The organism is Candidatus Villigracilis affinis (assembly GCF_016705895.1).
Classification (GTDB): Bacteria; Chloroflexota; Anaerolineae; order Anaerolineales; family Villigracilaceae; genus Villigracilis; species Villigracilis affinis.
Map to the genome: position 1 here is coordinate 1 of NZ_JADJKT010000007.1, position 20,577 is coordinate 20,577.

Here is a 20,577-nt window from a genome sequence, read left to right on the forward strand (position 1 = left end):
TCCTTCTCGAAGATTCTGGGCTTGCCGATAAGCAAGCTATTCGCCAACCTTATCTCTCTATGAAGATTTAACGGATGATCCTCAGCCTACAGTTCTCAAACGGTTATCTCGAATTGAAAATTTGGAAAACGTGAATGCGCTTGTCTCGGGGCAAGCAGTAACTTTTAGCCCTGCAATGACTGCTTTTTACGGCGGAAATGGATCTGGTAAATCAGGATGCACGTGTTTTAGCGAATGCAGGATTTACTCGTGGTGATCGAGAAGTTTTACCTAATGTAACTAAGCCAATAGCAAACGAACAAAAATTATCGGCTGATGTGGTCTTGCTTGATGGTGGTACAGAGAAAAAAATCCGTTTTTTTCTCTGTACCTCTTGCCCTGATCTTCAATCTTTTTATGTGTTTGATAGTACGAGCGTTCGAGTACACATGAATGATGCTAATCAGCTCAGTTTTTCTCCAGCTGGCCTTTCTTTTTTAACAGACTTAGCCAGCATAACTGATGAAGTACGATTAAGATTAAATACTACTATTTCCGAATATACCCAGCCAGCTAAATTTATTACTTTATTTCAAGGAATTTCAAGCGTTTCTCAGATTTTAATGAACTTGGGAACTGGAACAAATCAAGAACAATTGAAATTGCTAAGTAATTTATCGCCTGATGAGAAAAAACGGCTTGGCGAAATAAATATTAGAATTGCCAATGCTGAATTAGATAAATTCAAGCACAGATTGAAAATTAAGTTCAAAGTTATATGCACTAACGATCTTTCGTAATCAGTTAATGAAGCTCAAATTTGTTTGAGTGAGGAAAAATTGGGAATTACAGGATACTATACAAACATATCATACTCGCATGGATGCCTCCAAAAAAGTTAGCTCCGTTAGCTTTAAATCTGAGGCGCTGGATCATATAGGTACAAGTGCTTGGCATAATTTTGTCGCCGCTGCGAAAGTCCTTGCTGATGTCGAGAGCGAAATCGATAAGCCATATCCGCAGGCAGATAGTCATTGTTTACTATGCCAGCAGCCATTATCGGCGGATGCGCATAGTTTGATTCAGCGGCTTTGGGGGTATTTAGAAAGCGAGGCCCGGGATTTGGTTAATTTGTCGATTGGAGAAATGAATGAAAAGAAAGAATTGTTGAAGAAACTCGCCTTGTTCGACTTGTCTGTTGACTTTTCTACTCCTTATAAATATATCAAAGAACAAAACTCAGAATTGGAAACAAAGATTATCCTAGCTGTTCAAGTTTTACGCGAGAGGCGAGACGGAATAGTTTTAGCATTGGAGTCCAAATCTTTGCCAGTTGTTGAGTTCCTACCTACTTTCGATATCTTGGAACTTGAAGAAAAAATAAAGATTGTCGAGGCGGAACTAAATCGTTTGAGGTCTGTAAATTTGGCCGAAGAAATCGAACGATTGAATCTGGAAAAGTTAGAGCTTGAACACCGAGAAACTCTCGGACAAATCCTCCCCGAGGTTCTGGAATATATTAAACGCCTTGGGTGGGCTGAAAGTGCTAGAAAAACAGGAGGTAGTACCGCGCGCATTACAAAATTCCATAATCAACTATTTTCTTCACTTGTCACAGATCGTTATATTGAGCTTTTTGAGGAAAATCTCAAATCACTTGGTCGACCATTAAAGGTGAAGGTGCAAACCAAGGGTAAGAAAGGAGATACCTTAAAGCAGATTGTTCTTGTAGCAGATGAGACTGCAAAGAATATTGCTAAGCCCGAAAAAGTACTGAGTGAAGGAGAAAAAAGAGCTGTAGCATTAGCAGATTTTCTAACTGAAGTTGTCCTTGATACATCTAGTAGCGGAATTATCCTAGATGACCCTGTTACTTCTCTTGATTTGGACTGGCGAGAGGCAATTGCTAAGGTGTTAGTTGAACAAGCTTCGCATCATCAGGTTATTGTTTTCACTCACGATCTTCCATTTTTGTATCATTTGACTGAGTTTGCTGAAGAATCATCAATTGGACACACAAACTCATTGGTTAAAAGAGGAGATGTCGACGATCTGCCTGGCTACACATTTGTAAACAACTCCCCAGCACTGGAAAAGAATTACAAAAAAGCTAAAATCGCAAAAGAGTGGTATGAAAAATCAAAAACAGTATCCGCAAGCGAACAAGAGAAGTGTTTAAAAGAAGGATTTGGAGCATTACGCACTTCTTATGAGGCCTTTATTATCTTTGAAATGTTTAACGAAGTAGTAATGAGGTTTAGTGAGAGAATTAGTTTTGGACGATTAGACGGTATTGTTTGGGATGAAGAAATCGCTAAAGCTGTGATAAAAAAATGTGAGACTTTATCTCGTTTTATTGAAGGGCATTTGCACAGCGACTTATTTGTGGCAACCAAGCCCACCCCTGATACTTTGTTACAAGAAATCAATGATTTTAATAAATTACTAGATAGCCTTAAAGCTTTAAAGAAAGAAAAAATAAACTTTTGATAAATCTCCAAGCTAAGTTTATATGCAAAAAGGTAAATTAGCACCCTCCACCCCGAACAGACGCCTGCCAAAATACGACATGGAAAAATTTAAAAAAACAAAAAAGCGCTTAAATATCGTATTTGGAGGGAGGAGGAGGTGAGGTGGACAAAATCGCCTGACTGCCCGCAGGATGCCATGAATCTGCGGAGTATAATCGCCCAATGCCCAACACATCCCACCCACTGACACGTAACGCACAAAATGCGCTCAACAATGCCAGGCGCATCGCTGAACAAAATGGACAGTCATCGGTCGACTCGCTGGCGCTGCTGCTGGCGTTATTGCAATTCCCCAAGTCACAGGTGTCTGCGGTGTTGAAGTTTCTCAAAGTGCGGGTGGAAAACCTCGTTGCGCGTGTGTCCGCCACGATCAAACTCGAAGCAGGGCAGGCCGTTACAGGGTCAGAAGAGAAGCGCGGAGGATTGGATCTATCCGCTGAAAACGAATCCGTCTTGAGCGAATCCCTCGCCGAAATGCAGGATCAAGCGCTTAATGCCATTGACGTACCCATCCTGCTGTTGGGCATGTTGCGCAGCCCTGAGAGCAAGGCTGGGCAGATTCTGGCTCAATATGGGGTGACCGCGGAGCAGGTCCGCGAAAGCATGAAGAGCATCAAAGAGATGCCCAGCGACAAGGCTCCCACCTCTGAACTGTTCAAAACGTTGGGAAGAGCCATGCACAATGGCATCAGTCCGATCTTTATCAGCCTGGTTTTATTCACCATCACCATGGCTGTTTTTTTGTGGTTTGGCATTGGGAACAATCCGCAGTTGTTCATGTTCGCTTTTATCATCAGCGGCTGGCTCGTCTCGCTTTGCCTGCACGAGTTCGGACATGCCATCACAGCGTTTTGGGGTGGGGATGAAAGCGTGGAACATAAGGGGTACCTTACGCTGAATCCGCTCAAATATACGCATCCCATTATCAGTGTTGTCATCCCTTTGGTCATGCTGCTGATGGGTGGAATTGCATTTCCAGGCGGGGCGGTTTACATCAATGTTCACGCCTTGAGAAAGCCGATCTATCGCAGCCTTGTTTCGGCGGCAGGTCCGCTGGCGAACCTGATTTGTCTGCTTCTGCTTGCGCTGCCTTTTGGCAACTTCCCCTTTTATTTCATTTTATTAGCGGTGCCAGAGGAATTCCTCTCGGCGCTCGGCCTGCTGGCGTTGCTGCAAATGGTCGCCTTATTCATCAATTTACTGCCGATCCCTGGCCTGGATGGTTTTGGCATTCTTGAACCTTTCCTTCCGCATGAATTGCTGGGATTCGCCAGTTTCCTGCGGCCTTTTGGGTTCTTGATCGTTTTCCTTCTACTGTCAACGGATTCGCCGATCTCAAATTTCTTTTGGGATAACGTTTGGTCCGCCATGCAGTTGGTCAACCTCAACCTGACTTACTTCGCCAATGAAGGAGTCAAAACGTTTTTTCCTTAGCGACTATCTCCAAGTATTTTTTAACCACAGATGAACACTGATAAACTCAGATCTTTGATAACTTGAGTTTAGAGTTCAAATCCTATCACAGGAAATAAAAGAGACAGCCAACCTGCCTAAAAGGTGACTGTCTCTTTATTATTTTCAGTCGCAGCGCAGGTCAATCCAACACTTCGAGCGAAATTTCAACCAGCGTGGAATCTGGCTCGTTGAAGACGTGTAAAAGATTATTGACCACAAAGGTATTGTGGCTCAGGCCCGCTTTTTCAGGGGAAATATAATTCGGGCCGATTACCACCTCATCGCCGATGCTGGGCGGATTGGCGTCCGTTTCAAATTCGGCAATTTCTTCATCTTCGATGATGAATCGAAATCTGTATCGCATGGAATAGGTTCCTTTATATTGTTTTGTCTCCTCAATATAACATAACAACCCACTTCACCGCACTCACTTCACAGGCAGGGACGAGGCCAGAGTAAAATAAGACGCATGACGATCAGCCAAGGCGATATTTACTGGGTAGCGACAAATAGTGCCTACATTCATCCCCACGTGGTCATTCAAGCGGATGCCAGCACCCAGACCATTACCCTTTGCGCAGTGACGACGAACACAAAGCAAGCGACCCTGCCAGGCAATGTCCTGCTCGAAACGGGAGAGGCCAACCTGTCCAAACCGAGCATCGTGGTGGTCTCACAGGTCTTCACCGTAGAGCAGGCACAGTTGGGCGAATACATCGGCACCCTATCCGCACAGCGGGTTGCTCAGATCCAGGCTGGTATGCGCTTTATCCAACGCCTCACCGAGTATCGCACGTAAAGCGTTATCATTGCACATTCCTTTAGAAAGCGTCTGAAAACCTGATCACAAAGCGACATTTTTCCCTTTGAGTCTTTGAGACTTGGTTTCTTTGTGGTAAAAAAACATACTTTCTTAGAAGTTGGAGGTCGTGTCTCATGCAAAGTCAGGCCAAAGATGTAACAGCCTATTTGGAAGAAGTCCCAGCCGAGCGGCGGGCGGCACTGGTGCAATTGCGCAAACAATGTCTCGCCACCTTGAAAGGATTCGAAGAGTCAATGCATACGGCGGGCCGTGCTATTCCCGCAACGGAGAAGTGGAAGTCGGTTTCGCCAGCCAGAAGCACTTCATTGGGCTGTATATCCTCAGAACCGATGTGATGAAAACCTATCAATCCCAGTTGAAGATCAAAGGCGTCAGCCTCGGCAAAGGCTGCATCCGTTACTCCAAGCCAGAGAAGATCGATTTCGAATTGGTGAAGAAAATGCTGCAAGCCACGGTCGAGTCCACGGGCGCCGTTTGTTGAGATCGGATCAAAAGGATTAAAGATGATCTCACTAAAATGGAATCAACTCAACGCATGGCGATTATCGCGGCATCATCTCGCACCGCGTTTGAAGCGCAAAGACTTTGTCAAAGCGGCCACACGCATTGGCGGCGTACAAGCCCAGGTGATGTCTGCGGCGGAACTGGCGCTCTGGGCGCGCGTGGATGGATTGTCTTCGCAGGATGTCAAATCTGCATTGTGGAAGGAACATTCGCTCATCAAGACCTGGGCGATGCGCGGCACCCTGCACCTGATTCCCTCCAGCGACCTGCCGTTGTTCGTGTCTGCGCGCCGCATGGATGGTGACCGCGGCTGGACGAATTACTTTACCTATTACGGCATCTCCCCCACTCAGCAAGCCGCTTTTCTTGAGGCGGTTCCGCAGGTATTGGGCGCAGAACCCATGACCCGCGAACAACTCGCCATCGCCGTGGCGCGCGAAGCCCGCGTCCCTGCCTTGCGCGAATTAATAGTCACAGCGAATTGGGGTTCGCCGTTGAAACCATCCGCGTTTCGCGGCGACTTGTGCTTCGGCCCGAGTCAGGGGCAAAACGTCACCTTCGTGAATCCAAAAAAATGGATCACCACATGGCGCGAGATCGAACCGATGTCGGCGCTGGAGGAGATCGTCCGCATGTATTTGCAGGCTTACGGTCCAGCCACCATCGAAGATTTTTCGCGCTGGTGGTGGGGCGGGGCGGGCATCACCATGACGAAAAAAGTTTTCAAATCACTGGAATCCGAACTCGAAGAAGTGAACGTGGAAGGCTGGCGCGCGATCGCACTGACCTCCACACTCAAGTCGATTCAAAAAATGGACATCTCCAACACCGTGAGATTATTGCCCTTATTCGACGCCTACGTCCTCGGGCTGGGCCGCGATCTCGACCCGCTGCTGCCTGCTACGCTAAAGAATCGGGTTTATCGCCCCCAGGGCTGGATCTCCGCCGTCGTCCTCGTGGATGGCCGCATGAAAGGCGTATGGGAATACAAGACCAAAGGCGCGCAAACGACCGTCAAGATCAGCATGTTTGCCTCCGCACCACGCTCCCTGCGCCAAAGCATCGAAGCAGAAGCCGAACGCCTCGGTCTCTTTTTAAAAACAAAGGTTGTTATTGAGTATGAAGTAAAGCCATAAAACTTGTTTATCCGTGTTTCTCCGTGACTTGGATCGAATTAAAGGATATTCTTATGCAAACTATTAATGGTACGTCTGGAAAGTTAAAATGGCTTGGGTGGTTCGTCGCTTCGAATCTGTTCTGGCTTGTCCTCGCTGCGCTCGCACTCTGGCTGGGCTGGCGCAGCTACACCCTGAGTGTAGACGGTGAAGTGGCGACAGGCACTGTAGTCCGCCTGCTGGAGGAAGATAAATCCTCCTTCACCACCGACATTTATCCCATCGTTGAATTTCAAGTGAACGGCCAGAGTTATTCCGTGCAAAGCCAGAATAATTATCGCTGGTGGAATCGCTACACCCGCTTCCCAATCGGCAAACAAGTGGAAATGCGCTACGACCCTGCAAACCCCGAAAAAGCCGAGATCAATTCATGGATCGATCTTTGGCAGGAACCGCTCATCCTTGGTGTATTCACCATGATCGCAGCGCTCCTCACCAATCTATTTCTGTTCTCCCGCTGGCCCAGACAACCCACAACCGGATGAATATGCTGACGGGTTCGCTGCAAAGCTTTTTTCTGTGTGTCTTCATGTTAAAAAAGGAACCCAACCATGCCAACCAGCATTGATCCCCAACCCGCTGAAAACGAATTCGAATGTGCCAACTGCGGCGCATATTTCCATTATGAACTGACTCGCTGCCCCAATTGCGGCGTCAATTTATACGAGCCTGAAGATGAAACCGAAAGCATAAAAGAAAAAGCCCCGCAAGGCGGCGGGCTTCTCGATAAACTCAAAGACGCCTTTTACAGGCTCTTCAAAAAACCATATTCGGCTGAAGATGTCTTCGGCGACGCACTGGATGCGTCCATTTTATACAATGACCTGCTCCAAAAAGTGCAAGGTGACCGCGCCACAACAGACCGCTTGATCGAATTCGAGCGGACCCGCGCACCGAGGTCCACACGCAAAAAGTGGATCCAGTCCGCGCTTCAACGACTGGAGCGGGATAATCGACACTCCCAAAAATAATCCCTGCTCAATTTTTTCAAAACATTCGGGAGGGGGATTTTTTTTCTCTTTTATCGCGAAACCATCTCCAAAAAGGGTTTTGTACGGCAGAGAATCAAAACAACTGCAACACTAAATGTTATCCTTGTGCAGCAGACGGGTCCTGTGCTGACGGATCTGAATCCACTGGCTCCTGCGGGTCTTGCGCGGATGCTACCTTATCCTTCACTTCGAACGCATCCGCAAGACGATCCTCGCCGCCGTCTTTGTTAACCACGACCAACTCATATTTCTTGGTTGGTTTTTTTTCGGGGATCGCTAACTTCCCGCGAATCCTGGTCTCGCTTGCAGAAATCTCCTCGATGGGAATTTCGTCAGAACCCCGAACCAGCTTGACCGTTTTGGGTGAATCGAAATTTTTCCCCAGAATCTCCACATCCTTGGCGGCATCTCCCAGCCTGCCTTCAGTGAGGCTGATACTGCGGATAACAGGGATGGAGGTGGGCGTTACGATACCCCGTGCCGCCTCCACCGAACGTACCCCAAAATAGAAAGCGGCGATTGATACCACCAGCGTGCTGATGGTCGTAAGCACTTGTTCTGCAAACCTCTGGCTGGCCTCGCTACCTTCAGAAGGTGGAATCCTTCGGGTAACATTGAAGGTTTTCTCTTCCCCTTCAGTCCGCACTCGAATCGAGATTACCTCTGCTTCAGGGATGGCATCCAACTGTGCTTCTGAGATACCAATGTATTCTTTGTAGATGGCACTCCCTACTGGTGAACGGAGCCGCCCGTACAGATAGATGGATATGACCACAAACAAGATGATGAGAAGCAGAGCAATCAATGCCCGCACGCTGCCTTCAGGCAATCCCAGAGCCTGATTACGGTCTGACAACTCCAATGCCGAGAATGAAACTGCGAGGAAGGCAAGAGAGATCAATAACCCAACTGCGCTTACAGAGATCAAAATAGGCAGGAGGATGTCGGGATTCTCCATATGCCGGGCAGGAATGTATCCCAAGCCATATCCTTTCCAGACAATACCCACTAAAATTAAAACAGTAAGAATTGCAAAAAACACAGCGATCCACGAGATATTCTTTGAGGCTTTCATCTCTTCCTCCTTTCAATTTCATCATACTCACATTTTTTCAAAAAACAACTGAGTAAGGAAGAAAAAAGGAGAAAATGGTTCTGAGGTCACGCCTTCGCGCGGCCCGACCAGAACTCAAGTCGGTTGCCTTCGGGGTCGTGCAGATAAATGGCCCTGGAACCCCACACCTCTTTGACAGGCGTGGGCGCAAAACCCGCCTGCATCAGTTCGGATCGCAATTCGTCCACGTCTGCAACCTGCAGGCTGATGGTCACTCCCCTGCCATCGCCGCTCTTGACGGAGGTCCGCGTTTCATCGGCCACGCTCAAGCGCGCTGATTCGTTCAATTTGAATTCCACGAACCAATCGGTGCTGGAGAGGGACAGCAGTTTCAAACCATCCCTGTAAAACTCGACGGTTTCCCGCCACTTTTTGCAATATAGAATCGTATTCGCCGCTTTGATTTTCATGGCTGTATAATATAACCAAACTTGGATAATTACAACTTGCAAATTTTCCCCGACAAAATGAAGAGATCTCCCACCGTTCGACTCACAATCCTCAACCTGCTTTGCATCGGCGCACTGTTAACCCTTGGCTTCGCCCCCTTCGCAGACGGCGACGAGACCTATTGGGAGCGGCAGTTGCGCCTACGCGGAAAAATGAATCTCCCCGTGCGGGCGATCGTACAGGCAAAATACACTTCATGCGGTGAAGCGGTCATTACGATGGCGTACAACTATGCCTATCCCGAAGAACAGGTCACCGAGCAGGAGGTGATCGATTTTGCGCTAGCCGAAGGATACTACATTGAAGATGAAGCGCCCTTCACCAGCCCTGAGGATATGGTCAAGATCGCCGACCATTTTGCAGAAACAGTATCCAGCGGCACGGTCCAAACTGCGGACGAGGCGCTGGAGTTGTTAACTCAAAAATTGACCAACGGCGATCCGCTTATCATTGACATCCTGGCCCGTCTCGATGACCCTGACTCTGGCGCGCACTTCGTCGTAGTCACCGGGCTGACCATCGACCCTAAGAATCCCAACAAGACCAGGATCCATTTCAATGACCCATTGACAGGCACGAACCGTTCCGCTTACTGGCTGGGCATCGAAGGCGTTTGGCATGCCTGGCAAAATAACGGCGACCCCGGCGGTTCAGGCTGGTGGATGATGATTCCCTCTCCGTAATTCATTGAGAAATATAAATCAGATCATAACAACAATTGAGGCATTCCATGAAAAAATTTCTGGTCAAACCCGAAACAAAAGTAAAACTCTCGAAGTACGATCCGAATGACAAGGGAGATTTCAAGGGCGGCAAGGAGGAAGGTCTTGCCAAACTCGAAAAGCTGAACGGCAAACTTGAATCTTTGCAGGAGTTGCTGTATGCCGAACACAAACACAAGGTGTTGATCGTGTTACAGGCCATGGACGCAGGCGGCAAGGACGGTACGATCCGCCGTGTTTTCGATAGCGTCAACCCTGCAGGCGTGAGAGTCGCGGCATTCAAAGCACCTACAGCCGAGGAACTCGATCATGATTACCTATGGCGCATCCACAAGCAGGTGCCGGGCAAAGGGGAAATGGTCATCTTCAATCGCAGTCACTATGAAGACGTGCTGGTCGTGCGCGTGCATAACTACGTCCAGCCTGAAGTATGGAAACAGCGATTCGACCAGATCAATGAATTCGAACGCGCCCTTGCCGAAAACGGCACGACCATCTTGAAGTTCTATCTGCACATTGACATGGACGAACAAAAGGAACGGTTGCAGGCCCGACTTGATGATCCCACCAAGCGCTGGAAGTTCCGCCTAGGCGACCTGGAAGAGCGCAAACTCTGGCCTCAATACATGGAAGCTTTTGAAGATGTGTTGAGCAAAACCAGCACGGAATACGCCCCGTGGTACGTCATCCCCGCCAACCGCAAATGGTTCCGCGATCTGGCGATCTCCACGATACTGGTGGATACACTGGAAGGGCTGAAAATGAATTATCCTGAATCAGAAGAAAATCTCGATGGCGTAATGATCGAGTAAATCCGTTCAATGACAAGGAGTTTCTCATGATCTTTGGTAAAAAAGAGGAAAAAGAAAAAAAGAGTATTCGTGTCTCCATCCTGACCAATGAATATCTCGTGGACGGACTAGATGATTCGGATTCCTCAGCACTCTCGGGTGCATTCGACGCTGAAATTGACGATCCTTCGGGAGGCTGCCTGCTATTAACAGATGCACGCGTCCAACCCATGGGAAATATCAACACCCCCACACGCACTTTCGATGAGTGGCGCATGCCTTCTCTTACAAACGTCGTCGCGATGTTCTCCGATGACCCAGCCGCCGAAGATATCCTGCTCGAAATGTGGGAGGATTACCAGACACCCTTCAAGGTCCTTATCTACTCAGGGACCTATATTATCGAAGGCACGGTCTACTCCGAGGATGAAGCACCGCCCGATTTCATGCTGCTTGCCTTTGCCCCCATCGAAGACCTGAAGATCACCAGTCAGGTGGATAAAAAGGCCGAGGTCATACGTGCAAAATGGGGCGTGGTCAACTCTATGATGATGCAAGGTTACAGTATTGAAAAGTAACTGAACAAAAAGGGTCAAAAAGGAAAATCCTTGTGACCCTTTTTTTCCTTCGTAGTACAAGATGGGGGCATATCCATTTCCTGTCATGCTATTTCAACACTCCAGTGGCTCGATTTATGTCATCATAATAAGTGAAGACTTGAACAGACGATTCTCAGGTCTGTTCGGCCATTTAGCCATGTGTGCGGCTGGAGGTCACGATGTTTGCACGAAAACTTTTTGCAGGGGTGCTATTAGCGGGTCTTGTTTTTTCCCAACTTACGGTTTCAGCGGCGGCAGCAAAGGCCTGTAATCAGGCTCAATTTATCTCCGACCTGACCGTGCCTGACGGCACGTCTTATACCGTAGGGACTGCCTTCACAAAAACCTGGCGGCTGATGAATATCGGCTCATGCACGTGGACGACATCCTACAGCCTGGTCTTTTTCAGCGGCGAATCGTTGGGTGCCCCTTCCTCGATCAATTTACCAGTTGATGTGCCCCCGGGTCAGATGGTGGATATCTCCGTCAATATGACCGCGCCAAAAACAGGCGGCCACTTTCGCGGGTATTGGAAATTGAACGACCCGAGTATCACAGGCGGACAATTTGGAATCGGGTCGAATGGCACCGATCCCTTCTGGGTGGATATCAACGTATTGGACACCAGCGCCGTCATTTATGACTTCGTTGCCAATGCATCCTACGCCGAGTGGAAAAGTGGATCAGGCATCCTCCCCTACCCGGGCGCCAGCGGCGACGGCCGCGGATATTCCTACAAGCTGGATTTCCCAAGGCTGGAAAATGATTCGATCGATTCACAGCCCGGGCTGTTATTCGTTCCTCAAAATAAATACAACGGAATGATTCAGGCAACCTATCCCGAATTCCTCGTCAGCAAAGGGGATCATCTTCAAACGCTGGTCAATTGCGAATTTGGGGCTACAGGCTGTTATGTCACTTTTGGCGTGGATTACGTCACCTCCACTGGAAGTGTGAGGGGATTGTGGACATGGAAGGAAACCCACGACGGCCGCTTTTATCGCGCCGACATCGATCTGAGCGCACTCGCGGGGAAGAAAGTTAAATTCATTTTCAAGATCCTTTCGGCTGGATCTGCCAGTGGTGACCGAGCAGTTTGGGGGTCGCCCCGAATCGTGCGCACCAGCGCAGAAGTCCCGCCCATACCGCCATCCACTCTTACACCGCTTCCGCCCTTAACGCCTACGTTGACTCCATTTGTCACTGCACCACCAATTTCTCCATTGGGCTGCAACAAGGCCGCTTTCGTCGCAGATATCACGGTTCCAGATGGGACGCTCTTTTCTCCGGGCGCAACCTTCACCAAAACATGGCGCATCAAGAACAGCGGCTCATGCGGTTGGACAACTGCTTACAGCCTGACTTATTACAGCGGCGAACTGATGAGCGCACCAACAACCCTTGCCATGCCCAAGGCCATCGCACCAGGCGGGACCGTTGATCTGACTCTCAATATGACGGCTCCCATCTCGCCTGGAAAATATCGCGGCTACTGGATTCTAAAAAATGCATCTGGCGCCTTGTTCGGGATCGGCGCAAATGCAGCCATGCCGATCTGGATCGAGATCAATGTGACAGGTTCACCAGCCATCAGCACAGGCTATGATTTTGCCGCAAACGTATGCTCGGCAGAATGGAAGAGCGGAGCGGGCCTGCTCCCGTGCCCGGGCACAACCGCCGATAAAAACGGATTCGTTATAAAAATGGATTCGACCAAATTAGAGGATGGCACGACCAATTCGAATCCCGCCTTGCTGGTAGGGCCGCAAAATAAATACAACGGCTATGTGCAGGGAATTTATCCCACCATGACCGTTCAACCCGGCGACCACTTCCGCACAACCGTTGGCTGCGAATTTGGCACAAGTTGTTACGTGGCCTTCAAATTGGATTACATGACCGCCACAGGCACGATCACAAACTTCTGGACATGGCGTGAACAAAACGAAGGCCGCCCCAATAACATCGATCTCGACTTGACCCCGCTGGTGGGTCGAAGTGTGCGATTCATCCTCACGTTATCCGCGAACGGCTCAGCAACCAATGACCGCGCGATCTGGTCGGCTCCGGTCATCGTCCGCACGAATCCCACGCCGACATTCACGCCAACTTCAAGCCCCACGCCGCAGGTCAATGACTGGCTGACTTATACCAATCTGGAATACAACTTCCAATTCAAATATCCAAAGTCTTCCGAGATCACCGAGATGTTGGAAAACTCGATCAATATGAATCTGCCCATCGCACTAGGCACGAACCTGAATCAGAAAACCCTGCAGGTAATCGCCGTGCAAAATGCAGATCCTTGCAGCAGTTATCTCGGCAGGTCATCCATGTTAAGCACCTCTGAAACCGTGGTGATCAACGGCATTTCCTTCCTCAAGGAAACAGGCGGCGATGGCGCAGCCGGCCAGATCCATCAATGGGTGGCATATTCCACGCTTCGAGATCATACCTGTGTCACCTTCGATATGATCCTGCACATCACAAACCCGGGTAATTACCTCACACCGCCGCCCGCCTTCAACGAAACAGCAGAGATCGCCGTGCTGACGAATATGGTCTCCACATTTACGTGGCTGGGAGCCACCCCCACACCCACCTTCACCCCTACCCCCTTCGGCTACGATTGGCCCACCTACGTCAACTCGAAATACGGTTTCCAGATCCAATATCCGCAAAGCGCGGCACTGACTATTCAAAACGACAACGCCGCTCATCTCACCCTGCCATTTGCCAACGGCACAAACCTGAAAGAAAAGATTCTCGATATCCTTATCCGTGAAGACCTGCAAACCTGTCGCAGTCTCATCGCATCCTCGTCCATGCTGGTCACCTCTGAAACTGTCACGATCAACAACACCTCCTTCCTCAAGGAAGTCGGCGAAGATGGAGCGGCGGGCAACCTCTATCAGTGGGTCGCCTATTCCACCGCAAAAAACAACGCCTGCATCAGCTTCGAATTGAGATTGCACTCCACCAACCCAGGCGTGTACGAAACACCGCCGCCTGTCTTCGATTATGCGGCCGAGACCGCCATCATCCAAAACATGCTCACAACCTTTGGCTGGTCTCCTGCCACATCCACACCCACCCCAACCGCGATCCCCGCGCCCGCCGTTACGCTCAGCACCCTCTTCGAAGCCTTGAACACGCGCGACTACGGCACACTAAAAGCCTCAATGGGCGAAACCTTCGCTATCGGATATTGGCAATCGCAAGGCACCTCCTACTCGCCCGATGAAGCCATCGAACAGTTGAAGACCTATTACCTCGCATCATCCAAAACACTCACCTCCGATCCCAATCGCGACCTGACCGTCCTGCTCGGCGGAATGAACCCCTACGCGCTCATGGGACTCGACCCATCCAAATCACAGGCGCTGCTTGTTTCAGGGCTTGGCACGCAAGGCATTGACGAAGCCATTCTCTACATGACCCAGCGGGCCGATGGCACGCCCTACTGGTTTGGCCTGCTCACAGCCAGGGGAGGCTTTGCATCGTTCACACCCTATGCAGTCACCTTGATATCTTCAGGCGGAACGCTCGATATTTACTCCGCCCCGGGCACTTCCAACTCAATCGTCGGGTCATTCCCCTTTGACATGGTCAACATCAAACGCACGGGTCTCTCTCAACTGGAAGCTGGTTCTGAATGGGTCGAAGTGATTCGCCCCGACAGTGGAACGGGATGGGTCAATTCCTTTTACCTGACCGAATACACACCTCATGAAGGTTTCTGTGCCGATCCACGCATCCTGCCGTTGATCGAACAATTAAAACAATCCATGACCCTTTCCAATGGCGCACAGTTCAGTTCCCTGGTCAGCCCCAAGCACGGCTTGAATATGAATTACTGGCAATACAGCACCACGATCAATTACACAACAGCCACAGCGCAGACGATCTTCACCGATCCGCAGATCATCGACTGGGGCAGTGGAGGCGCCAGTGGCATATCAGATATCGGCACCTTCGCGCAGATCGTCCAGCCGCAACTGGTTGATGTGTTAAACTCCACTTATCAATTGAATTGCGATGATCCATCCTACGCTTCAATGTATTCAAATCCGTGGCCGTACACCAATATCCATTATTATGCGGTCGTGAAACCGCCAACGCCTGACGTTGTGTTCGATTGGAAGGTTTGGCTGGTGGGATTTGAATATGTGAATGGACAACCATATCTATTCGGCACAATCCATTTTGTTTGGGAACCGTAACCATTGATACTCCCCCACTTTTGGGGGAGTATCAATAAAATACCAAATGATATAATGCCGCCTGTTCATTCAATCTGAAAGAGGAGTATGGATCCATGGAATTACCCGTCATTCTTGGCTCTGGTTTGCTGACAGTTGTTATTCTTTTGTGTGTTTGTGTTTCCACCATTGTCCCCCTGGGTGTGGCTGGATTTTTCCTATACCGCATGTTCAAGAACATGGGCCAAAACAGCAGCTTGATCAAAAGCGGCATTCAAGCCCCTGCTGTGATCCTTAACGCTGAGGATACAGGTGCCTCCATGAACGACAATCCGCAGGTACGCCTGACCCTGCAAGTCAACCCCGCCGATCGCCCATCCTTTCAGGCAGTGACGACCACATTCGTCAGCCGAATCCGAATCGGTATGATCACCCCTGGTTCCCCGGCCATGGTCCGTTTTGACCCGAACGACACCACCAAGGTCGCAGTCGAATCCCTCGGTGCACCGTTCACTCCTCCGCAAAATTAGTTTCCCAAATCAGTGCATCATGATGGACGCGGCAAACGCTGCGTCCTTTTTATTCCAAAGGAGCAAACATGGCAAAACTCATCCCGGCAGCTGAACGCATTGTACTAGCCCGAAAATTCATCCAACAGGCGCGCGAATTGCCCATTCCAACAGAAGGCGGACGATATAACTTTTCATACGTCGCCGGTGTACGAGACCTGTTGCGGCAGTCGCGCGACATGGTCAAATTCATCTCCATGACTCCCTCCGCAACCACGGAAATGAAAGTCGAGGTGAAAAAGATCATCGAAGAGATCGAACAGGCGGGTAACGAGATATTGAACTGACACAATCCACCAGAACGTTGTAAAATTGAAGTGGAGGCAGGTGAGGGTTCAAAAACAAATACGATCTTTATGAGAGGTGAATGATGGAAAACAAGGAACTTGAGAAACTGCTTGAAAAGCTCCATGCCGAACTGGAGAAGGTTGATTCTGTGGACGAAGAAGGCATGCAACTCCTGCGTGGGATCGAACAGGATATCAATGAACTGCTCAATCAGACCGACCGGGACACCATGCTCGGGCGTTTGCGGGAAGCCATTCAGCAATTTGAAGTATCGCATCCAACACTCACCGCCATGCTTTCAGAAATATCCTCCATTTTGAATATTGCAGGTATTTAATCCTTCATTGCTGTAGATCTTCATAACCCAATTAGGTCTCAGCCTTTCAGCAAGGATGATTTTTTGCGGGATTTTTTTAGGTTAGGTATCTCTTCCAACAGAGGCACATCATGAACAAAAAACCTTCTTTTTTATGGTCACTGGCAATCGGCCTGGCATTCCCGATCCTGCAGGTTTTGGTCTTTTCATTGCGTTTTGGCAACTCGGGCATCACTGCGCCGATCACGGACTATATTTTCTTTTTCATCGGTGGAGCCTTCATTGGGCTGGCACTGATCGCCGCCCTGCGACGGTGCGAGACAAAGGGAGCTTATCGTGCAACCTTAATCGGCTTTGGCATCGGCGTCCCATTTTCGATATTTGGTATGGTGTTGGGCGGTATGCTCGGACCGCTGGTCGGGGTTATGTTTAGTGTATCCCCGGGGGTGTTTTTCACCTTTGTGGGATTTTTGATCGGGCGGGCTTTTTTCAAGACATAACACGCCTAACAATTATAAAAAAATCCGCCCTTTTGGGGCGGATTTTTTTATAAAAGGTTATTTAGAAACTTCATCACATGCGGATTGAATTTCTCAGGGTGGCATTGATGCGGCACATGTCCGCAAATGGGCAGGACGTGTGTATCAATGACATTCGGAAGCAATTTGCCGATCTGCGGGAAGGATTGTGGAGCGAGGGTTTGGTCACGTCCACCCCACAGGAGCAGAGTCGGCTGTTTGATCTGTGACAGGCTCAAGGTCAGGTTTGGAAGCGAGCGCGGGATGTTGTAAATCCCGGAGGAGGCGCGTTTATAGTCCAGCGCGGTTTGATATCGAATGTGTTCAGGCAGGATATGAGTCTCGCGATGGCCAATGTAATAATTAAAACTGGTGATATCCACCATGAGCCGGAAGAGGCGATAGGGTGTGCGGTCGATCAGAGAGGTATTGATCAATTTACGCCGAAACGCGAGTCGCAGAACGGGCGGCAGTTGATGAATATCGTAGAACGGATTAACCAGCACTAATGCGCGCACGCGTTCAGGATACTTGAGCGTGTATTGCAGAGAGAGTCCGCCGCCCAATGAATGCCCGACCAGGATCATTGGCTCAGTTGGCTCAAGCGAATCGATCCATGCCGAATAATGATCAAAGACATTATCAAACGAGTAATCGTGATGATTGGTTGGTTTATAGCTCTCGCCATGACCAAGAAGGTCGAGCGCAAAACCCGTATAACCGCTGGCCGCAAGTTCGGGCAAAAGATCATCCCAATCATGAAGCGAGGCGGCCAGGCCATGCGTAAGAATAATCGGCGCGCCTTTGCCCTGCTGCACATAATTGACGAACCGCCCGCCTTCGAGAATCCCGCCATGTGTTGTTACCTGATCCATAATTGCCATTTTCTCAAAAATCCTTTTTGCAAGACAAGAACGGGGATTTTCATCCCTCATCCTTCATCTTTCATCCTTATTTTTAATTACTCTCCTGCAATTTGTTTCCCATAACGTTTCGCCAACTCGCGTCTTAAAACTTTTCCGATAAACGTGCGTGGAAAATCATCCATGAAAATCACAAAGCGGGGAACAAGATGCGGGGGCAATCGGCGCTTGCAATACGCGATGACCGATTCTGCGCTCGGCTTCTCTTTGCCCGCGATAACGAAAGCAAAAGGATGCCCCGCCACAGCGACGACCACAGTTTCCTTGACCTGCGGAATTTCGTAGATCACTTCCTCCACATCACGCGGGAAGGCAGGCGCACCGGGCTTTTCGGGATACCACATATCGGCCTTGCGAGCGATGATGCGGAAATAGCCTTCTTCATCCATTTGAGCCACATCGCCAGTCAGCAGCCAGCCATCGTCGGTGAGGACTTCGCGTGTGGCGGCTTCATTTTTCCAATAGCCCATCATCACCTGCGGACCGCGCACGGCCAGTTCGCCGATCTGACCGGGTTCCACTTCCTTGCGCCCCAATTTCAAATCAACAACAGCGGCATGTGTGGAAGGCAACGGAACGCCAATGCTACCCACTTTGCGATTCTTTCCAAGCGGATTGGCATGCGTGATCGGGGAGGCTTCGCTTAGGCCATAGCCTTCGACGAGTTTGCCTTTGGTGAGTTTCTCAAAAGATTCCTGAACTTCAACATGCAGAGGCGCTGAACCGCTGATACAAGCCTTGATGGAATTGATCCCATATTTTCTTACGCCGCGAAAATTCGTGATCGCCACATACATGCTGGGCGTTCCGGGGAAGATGGTCGGCTTATATTTTTTGATGGTCTTCAAAACTTCAAGAGTCTGGAATTGCGCTTTCAGGATCAAGGCTGCGCCAAGCGAAACAGGGACATTCAATGCGGCAGTCATGCCGTAGCTGTGGAAGAAGGGCACGACACACAAAAATCTTTCGCGGCCCTCTTCTGCGTCGGGCAGCCAATGGCGGGTTTGCAGTGCATTCGCCACCAGATTACGATGCGAAAGCATCACACCTTTGGATTGCGCCGTGGTACCGCCCGTGAAGATAATGGCAGCGAGATCGCCGGGTTGAACATCCACTGCGGGTGATTTATCACTTTGCGCGGAAAGCCAGCGATTCCAGTGTAGAGCGTTTTGCACGTCGAGTCCGCGGTTGCGCCAGCGCGAGATGAGATATTTCGGCAGGGGAAGATATTCGGCGGGGTCGGTCAACACCAGGTGGGGCGTGCCCGCATCACGTTGAATTTGTTTGGCAAGCCCTGACCACATCGAAAGCGTGACCAGCACACTCGCATCGGATTCCTTGACCTGGCGTGTGAGTTCCTCGGGTTCGATCATCGGTGGGATGAGCACAACCGCCGCGCCCGCTTTCAGCGCGCCGTAAAACCCGATCACCATTTGCGGCACGTTCGGCAAAAGCAAAACCACGCGTGCGCCTTTGCCGATGCCTTGCGCGAGCAGGGCATTTGCAAAACGATTCGCTTCGTGATTCAATTTTCGGTAGGTCAGTTTTGCGCCTTCAAAAAAGATGGCGGTATGGTTCGGGAATCTACGCACCGATGAACGCAGCAGGTGATGCGCTGGAATGCGCGGCACATCCACCGTGTAGGGCACACCATTCTCGTAATGATTCAGCCAGACCCGCTGACTCTTCAATTCGTCACGCGCAGATTTGGAAACGATCAGGGAAGAATCATCGCGCCAGGATTTCTTTGTCTCACCTTTGAGAAAGCGGGCAATGGCACGATCGACCGCTTCGCGGCGCTCCAACATGACCATGTGGCCTGATACGCCGATATCGACATCTTCGCCATCGGGAATGGATCCTGCCACCTTCTCGAACAGCGGACGATCGAAGACAAGGTCACGGTGTCCGCGAATGACCATGGTGGGGACCTGTAATTTCTTGAATCGGTCCCAGCCCACCCACTGTGAAAGATTTTCGAGGTAGAAGGGTCTGAGAGCATGAGGCGGCGCATGCAGCCATCTGCGGGTGAAGAGCCCGACCAAACGCAGCACCGAAGCAGGGAGATTTAATGCAAGTTTGAAAAGGGGTTTGAGTTTGAATTCACCCGCCGTGGCAATGATGATCAATTTTTCAACATGGTCGGGGTGATTGAGGGCATATTCTGTGACGACTGCGCCGCCGAAGGAGTGGCCGATCAAAACAAAAGGCGTGGATACTTTCAACTGTGTCAGCGCAGTTTCAAGGTCCAGTTGGATGCGGGGCATGTCGTAGCCTGAAGTCGGCTTGTCGGAGAGTCCATGTCCGCGCAGATCCAATGCAATGACGCGGTTATCCAATGCAAACTTTTGCATTTGATATTGCCATTGCTCAGCCTTGCCGCCAAAACCGTGAATAAATATTAGAGTCCGTTTTGGAAGCTCGGGCGAAACATCGATCGCCGAGAGGCGCACCAGAGGATCTGATGAAATTCGAATTTCGTGGCGGTACAGATCAAAGTCTATGTCCATTTAGGAAGTTTACATGAAGGGGTGACGAATGTCAATTTACGCTTGGTGTCAATAATGCTATACTGCCAAAGGGCGTTTTTGTTCACACAATCTCCACCAAAAGCCAAAATTCTTAA

Annotated in this window: 21 protein-coding genes; 16 read left to right on the forward strand and 5 right to left on the reverse strand. The window is 49.7% G+C overall.

Annotated elements, in window-relative coordinates; genetic code table 11:
• The first annotated feature begins 197 nt into the window (after positions 1 to 197).
• From IPI86_RS04755 to IPI86_RS04765, 3 genes are all read left to right on the forward strand, one after another.
• Entirely contained in the window at positions 198 to 779 is a 582-nt protein-coding gene (locus IPI86_RS04755; protein ID WP_345296844.1) for a hypothetical protein, read from the forward strand.
• A gap of 79 nt (positions 780 to 858) precedes the next feature.
• Positions 859 to 2,469: an AAA family ATPase gene (locus IPI86_RS04760; protein ID WP_345296845.1), complete on the forward strand. Its 1,611-nt coding sequence runs from the start codon at positions 859 to 861 to the stop codon at positions 2,467 to 2,469.
• Between the two features lie 203 nt (positions 2,470 to 2,672).
• A complete protein-coding gene (locus IPI86_RS04765) occupies positions 2,673 to 3,944 on the forward strand; it encodes a Clp protease N-terminal domain-containing protein (RefSeq protein ID WP_345296846.1) in 1,272 nt (423 codons plus the stop codon).
• Positions 3,945 to 4,104: 160 nt separating this feature from the next.
• On the opposite strand, the gene IPI86_RS04770 is transcribed toward IPI86_RS04765, so the two are convergent.
• Entirely contained in the window at positions 4,105 to 4,329 is a 225-nt protein-coding gene (locus tag IPI86_RS04770) for a hypothetical protein (RefSeq protein WP_345296847.1), read from the reverse strand.
• Between the two features lie 105 nt (positions 4,330 to 4,434).
• Here IPI86_RS04770 and IPI86_RS04775 point away from each other — a divergent pair, with 105 nt between their 5' ends.
• The 5 genes from IPI86_RS04775 to IPI86_RS04795 all read left to right on the forward strand — a co-directional run bounded on the left by IPI86_RS04775 (position 4,435) and on the right by IPI86_RS04795 (position 7,438).
• On the forward strand, positions 4,435 to 4,764 hold the full coding sequence (locus IPI86_RS04775) for a type II toxin-antitoxin system PemK/MazF family toxin (protein WP_345296848.1): 330 nt from the start codon (positions 4,435 to 4,437) through the stop codon (positions 4,762 to 4,764).
• Between the two features lie 223 nt (positions 4,765 to 4,987).
• On the forward strand, positions 4,988 to 5,269 hold the full coding sequence (locus tag IPI86_RS04780) for a DUF1801 domain-containing protein (RefSeq protein ID WP_345296849.1): 282 nt from the start codon (positions 4,988 to 4,990) through the stop codon (positions 5,267 to 5,269).
• Between the two features lie 22 nt (positions 5,270 to 5,291).
• A complete protein-coding gene (locus tag IPI86_RS04785; protein WP_345296850.1) occupies positions 5,292 to 6,428 on the forward strand; it encodes a winged helix DNA-binding domain-containing protein in 1,137 nt (378 codons plus the stop codon).
• Positions 6,429 to 6,481: 53 nt separating this feature from the next.
• Entirely contained in the window at positions 6,482 to 6,952 is a 471-nt protein-coding gene (locus IPI86_RS04790) for a DUF3592 domain-containing protein (protein ID WP_345296851.1), read from the forward strand.
• A gap of 66 nt (positions 6,953 to 7,018) precedes the next feature.
• Positions 7,019 to 7,438: a hypothetical protein gene (locus tag IPI86_RS04795; RefSeq protein ID WP_345296852.1), complete on the forward strand. Its 420-nt coding sequence runs from the start codon at positions 7,019 to 7,021 to the stop codon at positions 7,436 to 7,438.
• Positions 7,439 to 7,556: 118 nt separating this feature from the next.
• On the opposite strand, the gene IPI86_RS04800 is transcribed toward IPI86_RS04795, so the two are convergent.
• Both IPI86_RS04800 and IPI86_RS04805 read right to left on the reverse strand, forming a co-directional pair.
• The gene (locus tag IPI86_RS04800; RefSeq protein ID WP_345296853.1) at positions 7,557 to 8,534 is read right to left on the reverse strand and encodes a hypothetical protein; all 978 of its coding nucleotides are present in this window, start codon (positions 8,532 to 8,534) and stop codon (positions 7,557 to 7,559) included.
• An 86-nt stretch (positions 8,535 to 8,620) separates the two neighbouring features.
• Complete coding sequence (locus IPI86_RS04805; protein ID WP_345296854.1) at positions 8,621 to 8,983, reverse strand: VOC family protein; 363 nt, start codon at positions 8,981 to 8,983, stop codon at positions 8,621 to 8,623.
• A gap of 57 nt (positions 8,984 to 9,040) precedes the next feature.
• Here IPI86_RS04805 and IPI86_RS04810 point away from each other — a divergent pair, with 57 nt between their 5' ends.
• From IPI86_RS04810 to IPI86_RS04845, 8 genes are all read left to right on the forward strand, one after another.
• On the forward strand, positions 9,041 to 9,706 hold the full coding sequence (locus IPI86_RS04810) for a papain-like cysteine protease family protein (RefSeq protein ID WP_345296855.1): 666 nt from the start codon (positions 9,041 to 9,043) through the stop codon (positions 9,704 to 9,706).
• A 47-nt stretch (positions 9,707 to 9,753) separates the two neighbouring features.
• Positions 9,754 to 10,557: a polyphosphate kinase 2 family protein gene (locus IPI86_RS04815; RefSeq protein ID WP_345296856.1), complete on the forward strand. Its 804-nt coding sequence runs from the start codon at positions 9,754 to 9,756 to the stop codon at positions 10,555 to 10,557.
• 26 nt (positions 10,558 to 10,583) lie between these two features.
• Entirely contained in the window at positions 10,584 to 11,114 is a 531-nt protein-coding gene (locus tag IPI86_RS04820) for a hypothetical protein (protein WP_345296857.1), read from the forward strand.
• 200 nt (positions 11,115 to 11,314) lie between these two features.
• Positions 11,315 to 15,358, forward strand: coding sequence for an NBR1-Ig-like domain-containing protein (locus tag IPI86_RS04825; RefSeq protein ID WP_345296858.1), 4,044 nt, complete (start codon positions 11,315 to 11,317; stop codon positions 15,356 to 15,358).
• Between the two features lie 95 nt (positions 15,359 to 15,453).
• Complete coding sequence (locus IPI86_RS04830; RefSeq protein ID WP_345296859.1) at positions 15,454 to 15,867, forward strand: hypothetical protein; 414 nt, start codon at positions 15,454 to 15,456, stop codon at positions 15,865 to 15,867.
• Positions 15,868 to 15,935: 68 nt separating this feature from the next.
• The gene (locus IPI86_RS04835; protein ID WP_345296860.1) at positions 15,936 to 16,193 is read left to right on the forward strand and encodes a hypothetical protein; all 258 of its coding nucleotides are present in this window, start codon (positions 15,936 to 15,938) and stop codon (positions 16,191 to 16,193) included.
• 80 nt (positions 16,194 to 16,273) lie between these two features.
• Positions 16,274 to 16,531: a DUF4404 family protein gene (locus IPI86_RS04840; RefSeq protein ID WP_345296861.1), complete on the forward strand. Its 258-nt coding sequence runs from the start codon at positions 16,274 to 16,276 to the stop codon at positions 16,529 to 16,531.
• Positions 16,532 to 16,641: 110 nt separating this feature from the next.
• Positions 16,642 to 17,010 carry a hypothetical protein gene (locus IPI86_RS04845; protein WP_345296862.1) on the forward strand — a complete coding sequence of 123 codons (369 nt, stop codon included), beginning with the start codon at positions 16,642 to 16,644 and terminating at the stop codon, positions 17,008 to 17,010.
• 47 nt (positions 17,011 to 17,057) lie between these two features.
• Here IPI86_RS04845 and IPI86_RS04850 read toward each other — a convergent pair whose 3' ends face one another.
• Positions 17,058 to 17,912 (reverse strand): alpha/beta hydrolase, encoded by an 855-nt coding sequence (locus IPI86_RS04850; protein ID WP_345296863.1) that lies wholly within the window; start codon positions 17,910 to 17,912, stop codon positions 17,058 to 17,060.
• A gap of 77 nt (positions 17,913 to 17,989) precedes the next feature.
• A complete protein-coding gene (locus IPI86_RS04855; RefSeq protein WP_345296864.1) occupies positions 17,990 to 20,461 on the reverse strand; it encodes an alpha/beta fold hydrolase in 2,472 nt (823 codons plus the stop codon).
• Positions 20,462 to 20,577 lie beyond the last annotated feature (116 nt).

Bases quoted from the DNA above. Each gene is read 5' to 3' on its own strand.
- IPI86_RS04755 (WP_345296844.1), top strand. From the start codon at position 198: ATGGATCTGGTAAATCAGGATGCACGTGTTTTAGCGAATGCAGGATTT.
- IPI86_RS04760 (WP_345296845.1), top strand. From the start codon at position 859: ATGGATGCCTCCAAAAAAGTTAGCTCCGTTAGCTTTAAATCTGAGGCG.
- IPI86_RS04765 (WP_345296846.1), top strand. From the start codon at position 2,673: ATGCCCAACACATCCCACCCACTGACACGTAACGCACAAAATGCGCTC.
- IPI86_RS04770 (WP_345296847.1), bottom strand. From the start codon at position 4,329: ATGCGATACAGATTTCGATTCATCATCGAAGATGAAGAAATTGCCGAA.
- IPI86_RS04775 (WP_345296848.1), top strand. From the start codon at position 4,435: ATGACGATCAGCCAAGGCGATATTTACTGGGTAGCGACAAATAGTGCC.
- IPI86_RS04780 (WP_345296849.1), top strand. From the start codon at position 4,988: ATGTCTCGCCACCTTGAAAGGATTCGAAGAGTCAATGCATACGGCGGG.
- IPI86_RS04785 (WP_345296850.1), top strand. From the start codon at position 5,292: ATGATCTCACTAAAATGGAATCAACTCAACGCATGGCGATTATCGCGG.
- IPI86_RS04790 (WP_345296851.1), top strand. From the start codon at position 6,482: ATGCAAACTATTAATGGTACGTCTGGAAAGTTAAAATGGCTTGGGTGG.
- IPI86_RS04795 (WP_345296852.1), top strand. From the start codon at position 7,019: ATGCCAACCAGCATTGATCCCCAACCCGCTGAAAACGAATTCGAATGT.
- IPI86_RS04800 (WP_345296853.1), bottom strand. From the start codon at position 8,534: ATGAAAGCCTCAAAGAATATCTCGTGGATCGCTGTGTTTTTTGCAATT.
- IPI86_RS04805 (WP_345296854.1), bottom strand. From the start codon at position 8,983: ATGAAAATCAAAGCGGCGAATACGATTCTATATTGCAAAAAGTGGCGG.
- IPI86_RS04810 (WP_345296855.1), top strand. From the start codon at position 9,041: ATGAAGAGATCTCCCACCGTTCGACTCACAATCCTCAACCTGCTTTGC.
- IPI86_RS04815 (WP_345296856.1), top strand. From the start codon at position 9,754: ATGAAAAAATTTCTGGTCAAACCCGAAACAAAAGTAAAACTCTCGAAG.
- IPI86_RS04820 (WP_345296857.1), top strand. From the start codon at position 10,584: ATGATCTTTGGTAAAAAAGAGGAAAAAGAAAAAAAGAGTATTCGTGTC.
- IPI86_RS04825 (WP_345296858.1), top strand. From the start codon at position 11,315: ATGTTTGCACGAAAACTTTTTGCAGGGGTGCTATTAGCGGGTCTTGTT.
- IPI86_RS04830 (WP_345296859.1), top strand. From the start codon at position 15,454: ATGGAATTACCCGTCATTCTTGGCTCTGGTTTGCTGACAGTTGTTATT.
- IPI86_RS04835 (WP_345296860.1), top strand. From the start codon at position 15,936: ATGGCAAAACTCATCCCGGCAGCTGAACGCATTGTACTAGCCCGAAAA.
- IPI86_RS04840 (WP_345296861.1), top strand. From the start codon at position 16,274: ATGATGGAAAACAAGGAACTTGAGAAACTGCTTGAAAAGCTCCATGCC.
- IPI86_RS04845 (WP_345296862.1), top strand. From the start codon at position 16,642: ATGAACAAAAAACCTTCTTTTTTATGGTCACTGGCAATCGGCCTGGCA.
- IPI86_RS04850 (WP_345296863.1), bottom strand. From the start codon at position 17,912: ATGGCAATTATGGATCAGGTAACAACACATGGCGGGATTCTCGAAGGC.
- IPI86_RS04855 (WP_345296864.1), bottom strand. From the start codon at position 20,461: ATGGACATAGACTTTGATCTGTACCGCCACGAAATTCGAATTTCATCA.